The 13,331-nt window shown below is 39.1% G+C and carries 11 protein-coding genes; 3 read left to right on the forward strand and 8 right to left on the reverse strand.

Annotation, left to right across the window (positions count from 1 at the left end; translation table 11 throughout):
• The first annotated feature begins 217 nt into the window (after positions 1-217).
• Positions 218-1,600 (forward strand): dipeptidase, encoded by a 1,383-nt coding sequence (locus ADM90_RS01265; protein WP_053993264.1) that lies wholly within the window; start codon positions 218-220, stop codon positions 1,598-1,600.
• A 46-nt stretch (positions 1,601-1,646) separates the two neighbouring features.
• Here ADM90_RS01265 and ADM90_RS01270 read toward each other — a convergent pair whose 3' ends face one another.
• Together ADM90_RS01270 and ADM90_RS01275 are read right to left on the reverse strand one after the other, a co-directional pair.
• Positions 1,647-2,222: a nitroreductase family protein gene (locus ADM90_RS01270; RefSeq protein WP_053993265.1), complete on the reverse strand. Its 576-nt coding sequence runs from the start codon at positions 2,220-2,222 to the stop codon at positions 1,647-1,649.
• Between the two features lie 96 nt (positions 2,223-2,318).
• Complete coding sequence (locus ADM90_RS01275; protein WP_053993266.1) at positions 2,319-2,813, reverse strand: amidase domain-containing protein; 495 nt, start codon at positions 2,811-2,813, stop codon at positions 2,319-2,321.
• 219 nt (positions 2,814-3,032) lie between these two features.
• On the opposite strand from ADM90_RS01275, the gene ADM90_RS01280 reads away from it, so the two are divergent.
• Positions 3,033-4,055 carry a DUF2804 domain-containing protein gene (locus ADM90_RS01280; RefSeq protein ID WP_053993267.1) on the forward strand — a complete coding sequence of 341 codons (1,023 nt, stop codon included), beginning with the start codon at positions 3,033-3,035 and terminating at the stop codon, positions 4,053-4,055.
• A gap of 38 nt (positions 4,056-4,093) precedes the next feature.
• Here the strand turns inward: ADM90_RS01280 and ADM90_RS01285 are convergent, their stop codons facing one another.
• Positions 4,094-4,810 carry a glycerophosphodiester phosphodiesterase gene (locus tag ADM90_RS01285; protein WP_053993268.1) on the reverse strand — a complete coding sequence of 239 codons (717 nt, stop codon included), beginning with the start codon at positions 4,808-4,810 and terminating at the stop codon, positions 4,094-4,096.
• Positions 4,811-4,941: 131 nt separating this feature from the next.
• Between ADM90_RS01285 and helD the strand changes: the two genes are divergently transcribed.
• Complete coding sequence (gene helD / locus ADM90_RS01290; protein ID WP_053993269.1) at positions 4,942-7,170, forward strand: RNA polymerase recycling motor HelD; 2,229 nt, start codon at positions 4,942-4,944, stop codon at positions 7,168-7,170.
• 35 nt (positions 7,171-7,205) lie between these two features.
• On the opposite strand, the gene ADM90_RS25290 is transcribed toward helD, so the two are convergent.
• From ADM90_RS25290 to ADM90_RS01310, 5 genes are all read right to left on the reverse strand, one after another.
• Positions 7,206-7,328: a hypothetical protein gene (locus ADM90_RS25290; RefSeq protein WP_268766596.1), complete on the reverse strand. Its 123-nt coding sequence runs from the start codon at positions 7,326-7,328 to the stop codon at positions 7,206-7,208.
• A gap of 107 nt (positions 7,329-7,435) precedes the next feature.
• Positions 7,436-8,302 carry a GNAT family N-acetyltransferase gene (locus tag ADM90_RS01295; protein ID WP_053993270.1) on the reverse strand — a complete coding sequence of 289 codons (867 nt, stop codon included), beginning with the start codon at positions 8,300-8,302 and terminating at the stop codon, positions 7,436-7,438.
• 521 nt (positions 8,303-8,823) lie between these two features.
• A complete protein-coding gene (locus ADM90_RS01300) occupies positions 8,824-10,656 on the reverse strand; it encodes an ABC transporter ATP-binding protein (RefSeq protein WP_053993271.1) in 1,833 nt (610 codons plus the stop codon).
• The gene (locus ADM90_RS01305; RefSeq protein WP_053993272.1) at positions 10,656-12,377 is read right to left on the reverse strand and encodes an ABC transporter ATP-binding protein; all 1,722 of its coding nucleotides are present in this window, start codon (positions 12,375-12,377) and stop codon (positions 10,656-10,658) included. The genes ADM90_RS01300 and ADM90_RS01305 overlap by 1 nt, the downstream gene beginning before the upstream one ends.
• Positions 12,378-12,417: 40 nt before the next feature.
• Entirely contained in the window at positions 12,418-13,311 is an 894-nt protein-coding gene (locus ADM90_RS01310; protein ID WP_053993273.1) for a DMT family transporter, read from the reverse strand.
• Positions 13,312-13,331: the final 20 nt, after the last annotated feature.

Raw genomic sequence — 13,331 nt, forward strand, 5'->3', positions numbered from 1 at the left:
TTTCTCGTACTATTACGTACATTTTCATCCACTGACATTTCCTTACCCTAAAATTTGTAGTAAAACCTCTATATCATTAATAATAAGCATAACCCCATCCTGTGATTAAACTTTATAGACTACTTCATACCCAAACCATTGATATATTGGGCTTCTGCTTGTTGGTTGTGCTATACTATTTCCATTATCGAAATACTTAGGAAAGAGGGCTTCTATCATGACGAACTTACAGCAACTAGATGCTTATTTCGCGGAACATCGTGAGGCACATTTAGAAGAATTAAAGGAGTTTTTACGAATTCCAAGCATTAGTTCTTTATCTGAACATAAGGAAGATATTCAACATGCCGCAAAATGGCTAGCGGGTACATTTGAAAAACTAAATCTTGAAAATATCTCTATTATGGCAACAGAGGGACACCCTGTCGTCTATGCTGATTGGCTACACGCAGAGGGCAAGCCAACGATTTTATTTTATGGTCACTATGATGTCCAGCCTGTTGACCCCTTACATTTATGGGAAAGCGAGCCGTTTAACCCATCAATTCGTGATAATAAATTATTTGCTCGTGGGGCTAGTGATGATAAAGGGCAAGTGTTTATGCACTTAAAAATGATTGAGGCTCTATTTGCTACAACAGGCACTTTACCTGTCAATGTGAAATTTATTTATGAAGGTGAAGAGGAAATTGGCAGCCCCCACCTACCTGCCTTTGTTGAACAGCATAAAGAAAAATTAGCAGCAGATTTAATTTTAATTTCTGATACGGGGCTATATGGTCCTGGTAAGCCTGCGGTCTGCTACGGGCTGCGTGGTTTGACGGGTATTCAAATTGATATTCGCGCTGCTAAAGGAGATTTGCATTCGGGTCTTTATGGTGGAGGTGTGCAAAATGCCATTCATGCATTAGCTGAAATTTTGGCATCCTTCCGTGATGAGCAGGGTACAATCCAAGTTGAGGGCTTTTATGACAAAGTATTACCATTAACAGAAGAAGAGCGTGAGGCTTATCGTGCACTTAGCTTTGATGAGGAAGCTGTGAAACAGGAAGTTGGCGTACAAGAATTAGTTGGTGAACCTGGGTTTTCTTATTTAGAACGTACTTGGGCTCGTCCAACATTAGAGGTGAATGGTGTATTCGGTGGCTTCTCAGGTGAAGGGATTAAAACGGTACTACCTGCTGAGGCTGGTGCTAAAATTACATGCCGTCTTGTGCCAAATCAAGAGCCAGACGAAATTGTTGCACTTTTAAAGGCACATGTTGAAAAGCATAAGCCTGCTGGTGTAGAAATAAATATTTCTGAATTTGATAAAGGTCGTCCATTCCTAACACCTTTCAATCATCCATTTATTCAAGCGGCTGGACGTTCTTATGAAAAAGTGTACAATGTCCCAACTGCCTATACACGTGGTGGAGGCTCTATTCCGATTGTAGCTGCATTTGATGAAATTTTAGAATTACCTGTTGTCTTAATGGGCTTTGGTTTATCAAGTGAAAATTTTCATGCACCAAATGAGCACTTCCATTTAGAAAACTTTGATAAGGGCTTACGTGTATTAAGCGATTATCTATACGAAGTTGCAGAATTACAAAAATAATAAACAAATCCCTTCGCTCCTCATTCGCGAAGGGATTTTCTTTTCACTATTGCTCACCAAAAATGGTCACAATTTCTGCCGCTGATTTACGTTCTTTTCCTTTTGGCACTTCATCAAAATAACCAACTTGTAGCATGGCAATCACACGCTCTCCTGGCTGCACCTTTAAAGCTTCACGGAATTTAGGTTGATCTAAGAAGGCTGGTGTTTTCCAGCAAGATCCGATGCCTCTATCCCACGCCAACAATTGAATATTTTGAATAAAAATACTTGCTGCCGCATAATCTTCTAAGCGCTCTTTTTGACGCACATCCTCTGGCACAATCACAAAGGCATAGCCACCAGGAGTAGTAAATTTCTCCATTTGCTTGCCCAATGTTTCACTTGATAGCTCTTGCCATTTAGGTATAGCTAAGTCACGCAATAATTCATGAAGCTTTGCTAATTCCTCACCACACGCAACCACTAAACGCCATGGCTCCCGGTTGCCATGATTGGGTGCCCATACAGCATCATCAACAATAGCCAGTAAATCCTCACGATCTACAGGCTGGCCATTAAACTTTTTAATGGAACGACGTTGAATAATGGCATCTTTAACAGATAAAATTTGTTCGCTCATATCCCATTCTCCTTCTACCATAAGACAGCATATTATAGTTTGTCTCTTCTATCTTTCACATTATCATAAAATCATATGCTTTAAAACTATCTCTTTCTAAGCAAAGCTATCATCTATATGATAGAAAAAATAAGTCATACTTGGCGTATACGCAGTCGAATCCTCGTACAAATACGGTCGATGAATACTATCTGAGGTATGAGCATTCACATAAGGCACGCCATTTTGAATACTTGTCACAATAACAGAGTGGTCAATTCTTCCATTCCCTTGAAAATCATAAAAAATAACATCTCCAAGCTCTAGCTCCTCTGCATATTGGACCCGTCTACCCTTCAATCCAGTTGTAGATCCTTCTAAATACCACCTTAATGAATGGGCAACAGACCAGCTAAAGCTCCAATTTCCTTGTTGAATCCACCAGCCCTTCTCTCGATTTGGCGCTCCTCGCATTGGCGCCCCTCCTGCAAGTAAGCATTGAGAAATATAATTTGTGCAATCTACATCAAAGTTTGGAAAAGCTGGATTACGTCTATTCCACCAATAATTGGCGTATTGGACAGCAGCCTGTCGATCGTACATCTTTGCCATACATCCCCCCCCTCACCCCATCATATGTTTAGAGAGGTATTTCTAGTAGAGCTATGTATATCGCAACATTGGGGTACTTCACTCGTTAGGTCCTTACTCATATTCTTACTAAAAGCAGGGGTATTCAGCTTGATCCTTTCCATTTTTCAGAGTATTTTTGCTACAATAAAAATAATAGAATAATCAAGTTCTAGCTTAAGACCAGAGGGGATGTTGAATGTGAAGCAACATGCTGAGAAAGAAATTTTACAACCTACTTTTTTATGCGATAAAAAGGGTAATTTAAACCCCGCAGCCATTGGATTTGCCCGAAAGCCCGTTATTCATAGCAATTTAAGCGGCCATATTATGCGTAAAAAGAAATGGAATTATTGGTGTGTGTATGGTGATGAAATCCTATTTTCTGCCACGATTAGTCATTTGGATTATGCAGCGGTCTGCTTCGTCTATTTCCTTGAGTATGAAACACAGCGCTATTTTGAAAAAACAATAACGATTCCCTTCGGTGGTAAATTAAAAATGCCTACACAAGTTTTAGAATCTGTCTCATTTAAAAATAGCGAAATGATGATTGATATGACATACATGCAAAATAAAACCTACTTGTCCGTTTCTATCCCTAACTTTGATGGAGAAGTTTTATGTGCAAAGCTTGTCGTTCAACATCCCCCAACAGATGAAACCTTAAATGTAGTCATCCCTTGGAATCGAAAGACATTTCAATTTACAGGCAAACATCATATCCTCCCTACTTCTGGTACTGTTACAATAGGTACTCGCCGTTTTATCTTCACACCAGAGGAAAACTTTGCTGTGTTAGATTATGGACGAGGGGTCTGGCCTCGTGATGCGATATGGAATTGGGGAATGGCCTCTCAGCGGGTTCGTGGAAGACGTATTGGGCTTAATCTAGGCGGTAAATGGACAGATGGCACAGGTATGACGGAAAATGCTGTGTTTGTTGATGGTAAAATGACAAAAATACATGAGGATTTGATTTTTCAATATGATCGAGAGGATTATATGCAGCGCTGGAAAGTGAAAACCAAATTTTCGAAGCAAGTTTCATTAACATTTTCACCGTTTTTTGAACGTGTAGCCCGCACAAATGTAAAGCTGGTTAAATCAGAGGTACATCAATTATTTGGTTATTATGACGGTGCGATTTTACTCGATAATGGCGAAACATTAATCATTCAGCAAATGCTCGGCTGTATTGAGGAACATCATGCAAAATGGTAAGGGAAGCGTTGAATCACTAACGCTTCCATTCCGTCATTCTAACGCAAAGCCTCCAACATTTGGACTGGATCATCTGTAAATATTGCCTGTACGCCAAGCTGCTGCAGGCGTCGAGCATCCTGCTTATTATTTACTGTATACACACGTACAATCGCTCCTTCGTCAAGAGCTAATCGTATTGATTTGCGAAATGCTGTGGACACATGGACATGCAATGCTTTAGCTGGTATAAGAGCAGTATACGTTGTAAAATCCACAAGCACCTCTGCAAACAATGGTGCAATGTCAATATACGGTGCGATCTGTGCAACGGTTTGTAAGGATTCATGGTTAAAGGAGGAAATAATAACCCTCTCTATCATTTGATGGGTAGCAACTTCCTTTAATACAAGCGATTCAATCCCCTCATATGCAAACACATCTGTTTTTAGCTCAATATTAATGCGATGATGTGTACCTGCGAAAAGCTCTAATACTTCCCCCAATGTTGGAATGCGCTCATTTTCATATTGTGGTGAAAACCATGAACCAAAATCAAATTTCCGCAATTGCTGCAATGTAAAATCCTTTACATAGCCAGAGCCATTGGAGGTACGATCTATCGTTTCATCGTGAATAACCACTACCTCTCTATCTGCTGTTACATGTACATCCAGCTCAATTCCCGCAATAGGAAGGTCAGCTGCTGCTTGAAATGCCGCAATTGTATTTTCAGGATAATGTATGGAAACACCCCGATGTGCAAAAATATCCAACTATATCAGCCCCTCTTTACTCATTTTCACCTCAACATCATCAGCATTTAGCTTTCACTTGCTGGTCCATATTTTATATAGTAGTATGGTAATCTACTTTGAAATTGTAAGTACCTAGGAGGTGCTAAAAAATGACTGTACCACATCCAGATTTTCAGGCTGAAATGAAGCGACTGGCATATACCCAAAGTTATATGCAGCAAATTTTAAACGAATCACAAAGAGATTTACGATCCGCTCAAGAAAATATTCGCCAATCCATGGCAGACCTTGATTACCTTGATTCAAGTTTAAGCTATCTAAATATTTTAACAAATGCTAGATTTTTTGAAATGGCTCGTACTCAAAAGGAAGGTTTAGAAGCTATTCAAAAGAAGCCGTACTTCGCTAGAATCCACTTTCAAAAAATAGGTGATCCTGAGGAATTTCTCTATATAGGAAAAACCTCTCTCTTTCATCGTGAAACACATGAGCCAATCATTGTTGATTGGCGTTCACCTGTAGCGAATGTCTATTATGATGGGCGTCTTGGTGATATGGAATATAATGTACGCGGCGAAATTCATAAAGGACACTTGTTTGCCAAAAGACAATATAAAATCGAGAATGGTGAATTACTCGATATCCGTGATATTGACTTAACCACAAATGATGAATTACTACAAGAAGCATTAGCAGGTAAAGCAGATGTTCGTCTAACTGAAATTGTTTCAACAATTCAAAAAGAGCAAAATGACATTATTCGTGCTCATTTACGCCAACCTATTATTGTCCAAGGTGCAGCAGGTAGTGGAAAAACAACCATTGCTCTACACAGAATATCGTATTTCCTCTATACAATGGGTGAACACTTCAACCCTGAACAGCTCATGATTTTAGCACCGAATAAGCTATTTATTGATTATATAGGTGATGTTTTACCAGAACTTGGGGTCGATAAAATTTGTCAAACTACATTTGCTGACTATGTTCTTGCTGCCACTAAATTAAAGCTAAAGCTTCAAAATCCAAATGAACGGCTAGAATCGCTTGTAGCAGGAGAAAGCAACCCATCCACTGCCTGGATAGCTGAAGCCAAAGGTTCACTTTATTACCGTGATATCATTGAACGCTATATTCAAAAAATAGAGCAAGCCATCGCTGGGCAATTTGAGGATGTTTATATCGAAAAATACCGTATTATGCGAGCCTCGCATCTTAAAAAGCTATTTTTATACGAATTCTCTTATATGCCTATCGAAAAAAGACTGGCACATATTAAAAAGGTAGTAGCCAGCCATGTTCGCCAGAAAAAGCAGGCTGTCTTGGCTACACTCCATAAAAAGTATGATGAAGCATTAGGTAAAGCTTTAAACGGTATTCGAGATGATGACAAACGACGACGTGTTGTGACAAGGTTTATTGATGAGCGTGATGAACGAATTCCTGCTATTGAAAAAGAGACAAAATCAACAGCAACCGTTTATATGCGGCGCTTTGCCAAGCATAATATCAAAACGCTCTATCGTAACCTTCTTACAAATGCAGATCTTGTAGCAGAGCTTGCGCCTGAATGGCATTATCTCGAACAGCAGCAATTTTTGCAGATACATCGCAAAGAGCAATGGGCACTTGAGGATTTAGCCGCACTTTATTATTTACAGGCACGGATCAAAGGCATTGCAGATGAATGGAAAATGCGTGTTGTCTTTATTGATGAAGTACAGGATTATAGCCTATTTCAGCTTGCTGCTTTAAAAACAGGTCTCGGTACAGACATGTTCACAATGGTTGGGGATTTAGCTCAGGGTATCCATAGCTATCGCTCACTTACTTCATGGGAGCCTGTCCAAAATTTATTTCCCCGTGCAAGTTTCTGCACATTACAAAAAAGCTATCGAACAACCATTGAAATTATGGAAGTTGCGAACCAAATTTTAGCACAGATGGATGAACAGCTTCCATTAGTAGAGCCAGTTGTTCGTCATGGCAATGTACCAAGCTTTATTCAGGCGGCTACCTTCGATGCCTTACAAATTAAAGACATTTTTAATATGATTCGTCAATATGGACATCGTTCGGTTGCTTTAATTTGCAAAACGACTGCTGAAGCAACCGCAATGCAACAGACACTTACAGACCAGCATATTGCCTCACAACTGTTAACTGAAAATGACACAATCAATCAGGATATGCTGCTTGTTGTGCCAAGTCATCTTGCTAAAGGGCTAGAATTTGATGCTGTAATCGTTGCTGCCTTTGACACGCCTTTTTATGATACAGCCATTGATCGAAAGCTTCTGTATGTTGCCCTTACAAGAGCTATGCATGAGCTCTATTTAATCGGCCCATCAAAAGGTACATTTTTATTAGAAAATTAAAAAGTCGCTAGCACGGCGACTTTTTTCATCCATTATCAATTTCTTGGTGGCAGCTTATAAAACTTGCCTTTTGACAGATAGGCTTTCACTACTTTCCACCATGAACGAGGGGCTTCTTTTGGAGGAGATTTCTTTTTTGGCAATGCTGGCATACGCATACTCACGACTCCCTTCACCATGCTTATTAATACTATATGACGATAGTTCGCAAATATGATTAAAAAGGCGAGAAGTTTATGTTAAACGCCACTCCTCGCCTTTTTTGCTATTGTTTTACATAATAATCAATTTGCTGTGCCTTCATAAAGCCAGCTTTTTCATAAACAGATAATGCTTTTATATTATCAATTTCTACATCCAGCATGACAAACTTTGCACCAATTTTACTTGCATAATCCTTTGAAAATGCTAATAATGCTGTGCCAATTCCTTGCCCTTCATAATGTGGATGAACAGCAAGTGCAGTTACCCATTGAATCTCACTTTCCTGGGCTGTTGTCACTGTTCCGACTATTTCCCCATCACGGTAAGCAACCCAAAGCTCTCGCCCAGTTGTTGATGTATTAAAAGCAATCAATTCTACAGATTCCTCTGGTAAATCTCCAAAGGCTTCACTATAAATCGTTATTAGCTCAGCCTGCTCATGATTGTAAGGCTGAATACTTATATTATGTTGTAATACAACTGGCTCTGCTTTTGTTTCTAACGTGGCTTCGGAAAAGCTATAGATAAAGCCTCTATTTTCAATAAATGTATGACCATAAGGAGAACCATCAATAACAACGGCTAATTGCCCCTCTGCCCCTCTGTCGTTTAAACCTGCTTGTATCCCCTCCACCAAGACAGTGCCAATTCCTTTTTGTCGATAGGCAGGTGATATGACGAGTGACCACTCATATGTATGAAGTCCCATTAAATCAATAGCACTCGCAGCTCCTACTAGTACATCCTTGTCATCCTCATATGCAAGCACCATAAAGCCCTTTGATTCAAAGGAGCTAGCCATTGGTATATTCATCACCGTTTCATAGACACGATAATCATGGCTTGTTGCTTCTTCACATAATAATTTTAATTCCTTCAGTGTTTCTCCATCTAATGGGAAAGACACTGTTATTACTGAAATATTCATCCTCTACTCCGTTTCTGTCTCAGACTATTGCCAGTCTATTTTATTGTTATAACAATAAAATAGACTGGCAATAAAATCCTCTACTAATCAAAATTTTACCTTAAATTAGCGCATAATAAAAGGATTTATACTATAACAAATCCTTGAAATAACTAAATTTCACTAGTTATTAATCATGGTATTCAAGTTTAAAAAGGAAATTTACTAAGTTACTTTAAAACTACATACTATGCATACTTTCCTGTAACAAAAGATAAGTTGGTGCTTCATTCTCAAATAGTCTCACTAGCGCTGCCTCCATTCATTTATATGATAAAATCACCGGAAAGGATTTTTTAGTTAATTTACACAATTATCCCATTTTATTAAATAAAGAGAGATCGACTTTAGTATGTGCTAAAATACCCTTTCTGATTTTTAGTAAAGAAGCCAACATGTAATAAATAATAGAGAAGATGTGTCTGAAAAATTATTTTAAGGCACACCCTCTCGCTAAAAAGTTTTAAGCATCTGTCTATTATCTATTCCTCGAGATGGTGGGCGGAAGACTGGAGCATTTGTGCGTAAAGACCACCTGACTCGATTAGTTTTTGCTGAGAGCCAGCTTCCACTAACTTTCCTTTTTGCATAACAAGAACTATATCGGCATTATGTACAGTATTTAAACGGTGTGCAATCACAAAACTTGTGCGCCCCTGCATTAATGTATCGAGTGCCTCCTGAATCGCCATTTCTGTCACCGTATCAATACTACTTGTAGCCTCATCCAATAATAAAATTTTCGGATCAGCAATTAGCGCCCTTGCTATGGAGAGTAATTGCTTTTGCCCTTGTGAAATTTCGCGTCCATCTGCAGCAAGAATCGTATCGTAGCCATCCTTCAGCTTGCTAATAAAGTCATGTGCATTTGCACGCTTAGCCGCTTCTTCTATTTCCTTATCACTTGCATCCAGTCGACCATAACGAATATTTTCCCGTACGGACGCCTCAAATAAAAATGGATCTTGTAAGACAAAAGCCATTTGTGAGCGAAGTGCTTGACGGTCAATCTGCTGAATATTTACACCATCAAACAATACTTCACCCTTTGTTACCTCATAGAACCGTGCAATCAACTGTAAAATGGTTGTTTTACCAGCTCCAGTTGCCCCAACAAGTGCGACTGTTTGACCGGGCTCCACATTAAAATGAACATCCTTTAATGTGTATGCTTCCTCTTCCCGCTCATATTTAAAATACACATGCTTAAATGTCACTTGTCCTCGGAGTTGATGCTTTTGTGCAGAGGTCGTTTCTTCCTCAGGCTGTTCATCAAGTAAGGCAAATACTCGCTCTGCACCTGCAATAGCTGATAATACTGTATTAAACTGGTTCGCTAAATCATTTAATGGACGTGTGAATTGTCTTGCATATTCCGTGAAAATAACAATAACCCCTATCGACACATGGCCATACAATGCAAGCACGCCTCCTATACCTGCAACAATGGTAAAGCTCATATTATTTAAAAAGTTCATGACCTTTGGAATATAGCCTGAGTATGTTTGTGCCCAAAAGCCCGTTCTTTTTAAGTGTAAGCTTTTGTCGCGAAATTCTGCCTTCATGCGTTCCTCTTGTGAGAAAGCCTTGACGATTCGCTGTCCTGAAATGGTTTCCTCTATCATGCCATTCAAAGCTCCTATTGCTGCTTGTTGCTCTTTAAATAATGGGGATGTACGTCGTGTAATCCAGCGCATTGCCCAAAACATCACAGGAATAATGGTCATGGTAAGCACAGTCAATAATGGGCTTAGGCTTAGCATAATAATAACCGTTCCGCCAAGTGTTAATACACTTGAAAACACTTGAATAAAGGAACTATTTAATGTAGAACTCACTGCTTCAATATCATTTGTCATACGACTCATTAATTCTCCATGCTGTCGACGATCAAAGAATGCAATAGGCAGTTGTTGAAAATGAGCAAATACATTTGTACGTAGTCGATAGATGGTTTGCTGTGCTATTCCAATCATCCAATAATTTTGTAGGAACAATGCAATGGCTAAGAGCGCATAAATGCCAACTAATAGGAAAATGCCCTTGCTTAAACCTGTAAGCTCTCCATGCATCACATATTGATCAATCATTTGACCAATTAAGTAGGGACCCACTAATGCTAATACCGAGCTCATTAAAACTAATAGTAGAACAATGATTAAAAGAACACGTTGCTCATCAACGATTTTCCATAGTCGAAGCAATGTATTTTTCGAATTTGCTGCACGTGGACCTTTCTTTTTCTTCACAGTTTGCTGCAAATCATCTTTCGTCAAAATCGGCTCATAACCAAAAGGCTTCTGGAAAAATCCCATTATTCCTCCACCTCCTGTTGAGAAATTGCAATTTTTTTATAAAGTGTTGACGTTTGTAAAAGCTCTTCATGTGTGCCATATGCGACTACTTTACCAGCGTCAATTAATAAAATGCGATCTGCACCCTTCGCTGTGCGAATTTTTTGCGTAACCACAAGCATCGTTGCCCGTTCCTCACTCAATGCCTCCCATAATGCCTGTTCCGTTTTTACGTCTAACGCACTGGTACTATCATCAAGCATTAAAATATGTCCTTTTCTTAGCAGTGCTCTGGCAATGGATAGTCTTTGCTTTTGTCCACCCGATAAATTAACACCTTTTTGTCCAACCTTAGTGTCATAGCCGTGTGGAAAATCCTCAACAGCAGCATGTATTTGTGCCTGCATTGTCGCTTGAAGGACCGCATCCATATCTGCCTGTGTATCTCCCCAACGTACATTATCTGCGATGCTACCTGTAAACAATAATGATTGCTGAGGTACATAGCCGATCATTTCTCGCAATTCTTGTAAACTCCATTGCCGCACATCTTGCCCCTCTACCAGTATTCTTCCCTCTGTCACTTCATAAAAACGAGGAATAAGCTGCAATAGTGTGGATTTACCAGCACCTGTTGCACCCATAATCGCCAGCTTTTCACCTGACTTCACCTGAAAATTTATGTTAGACAGGACAGGCTTATCTCCTCCCGGATATGTAAAACTAACCTGTTCAAATGCTAGCTCTCCATAATTTGTAGGGGGAGCTGCTTCCTGTGACAATGTTGTAGCCTCTACCGCATTTTCCATTGAAAGCACTTCTGCCATACGTTCTGCTGAGGCTTTTGCACGTGCATAAAAGATAATAATAAACGCAAACATAGAAAACGAACCCGTCATACGCATTGCATAGTTAACAATGGCCACAATATCGCCAAGCGGCGTAGTACCTGCTGCAATTTGCTTTGTACCAAACCACAATACAGCTAATAAACTGATATTCATAATAAATAAAAGCACAGGCATAATGTATTCCATTGTGCGTAAAGCTTTAACAGTATCAATTTTTAAGCGTGAAGCAACTTTATCAAAGCGAGCAGCTTCATAGGTTCCTCGTAAATAAGCCTTTACTAAGCGTATCGCCTGTAAGTTCTCCTGAAGCACTCTATTTAAGCGATCCACCCTCTTTTGCACACGCCCAAAGTAAGACACACCCTTTGCTACCATAAAAACAAGGAAAATAAATATAATTGGTGCACCTATTACTAAGAACAAGGCTAACTTTGCGTTCACGACAAAAGCCATTAGAATGCTTCCAATCACTGCGAGTGGCGCACGAAGCATAATACGCAAGCTCATGAATAACACGGTTTGTACTTGTGTTACATCATTTGTTAGCCTTGTAATTAAGGATGCCGTCGAAAATTTTTGATAGGCTGCTAATGTAAAGGATTGAATTTTATCAAATATTGCATTTCGTAAATCATACGAAAAGCTTTGAGCTGTATGGGATGAAAAATATGAATTAATCACCCCCGCCATAAAGGCAATAAATGATAGCACAAGCAACATAGCACCCCATTGTACAATCATGCCTTGGTCTTGAGCCCGTACACCTTCGTCAATTATTTTTGCCATAATCAGCGGCTGTACAAGCTCTACAAATAATTCAACCAGCATTAAACATAAAGCAAAAATAGCCGTCCATTTATATGGCTTTACATAGGAAAAAATTTCTCTCACATTCTTTCCTCCCTATTTAAAAAATTTAAAGATCATGAACTTACGCCTTTTCTCCAGCTATTGAAAGCCATGTTACGCAAATAAGCATAACGAATACCCCAATTAATTGCCAAAAACCTAAAGAAGCACCGAAAACAATTACCGAAATAATCATCGCAGTTAACGGTTCAATGCTAGAAAGAACACTCGTTTCGACTGCCGAAATATAGTGCATACTGCTTAAAAATAAAATAAAGGCGACCGTACCCAAAAATATTAATGCGATCATTAACAGAACAATTTGAAGTTCCATCAAAACCATCCATTGATCAGACTGCCATATACGGCTTACTATGCCTAATGCTACACCACCTACTAGCATCCCCCATCCAACGACTGAAAGTACACCCCATTCTTTCATCAAAGGAGCAGGGTATAATGTGTAAAATGCAAAGGCTAAGCCTACAGCTATTCCCCACAGCAAGGCTTTTGGGCTAATAAGTAAACTATCGAATGAAGCATTCGTTAGTAACAGAAATAATCCAATAAGTGTGCCCATAATACCTAACACTTGATATTTTGGTGGCCATTTCTTTAAACTAAGAGAGACATAAACCACAACAAATATTGGTGCTAGAAATTGAAGTAAGGTTGCTACTACAGCGTTACTGGCATTAATTGCTGCTACAAAAGAAAATTGTACACCCAACATACCAACAATACTAAAAATAACAAGCTGTCTACCCCATAATTTGTGCTGCCAAATACCAAAAATATTTTTTCCTGTTAACAATAAATATGTAAGTAATCCAATACCTGCAACCGATAAACGGATTGTTAACAAAAAGGAAACTGTCATTGATGTGTGGTTAAGCAACCATTCCATCAGAGGTCCAGTTGCTCCCCATAACATAGCACCTATGACAATAAATATAATCCCTTTTAAACGTTTCATACCAAGCCTACTTCCTATAT

It is taken from the genome of Lysinibacillus macroides, assembly GCF_001281525.1.
GTDB classification, from domain to species: domain Bacteria; phylum Bacillota; class Bacilli; order Bacillales_A; family Planococcaceae; genus Lysinibacillus; species Lysinibacillus macroides.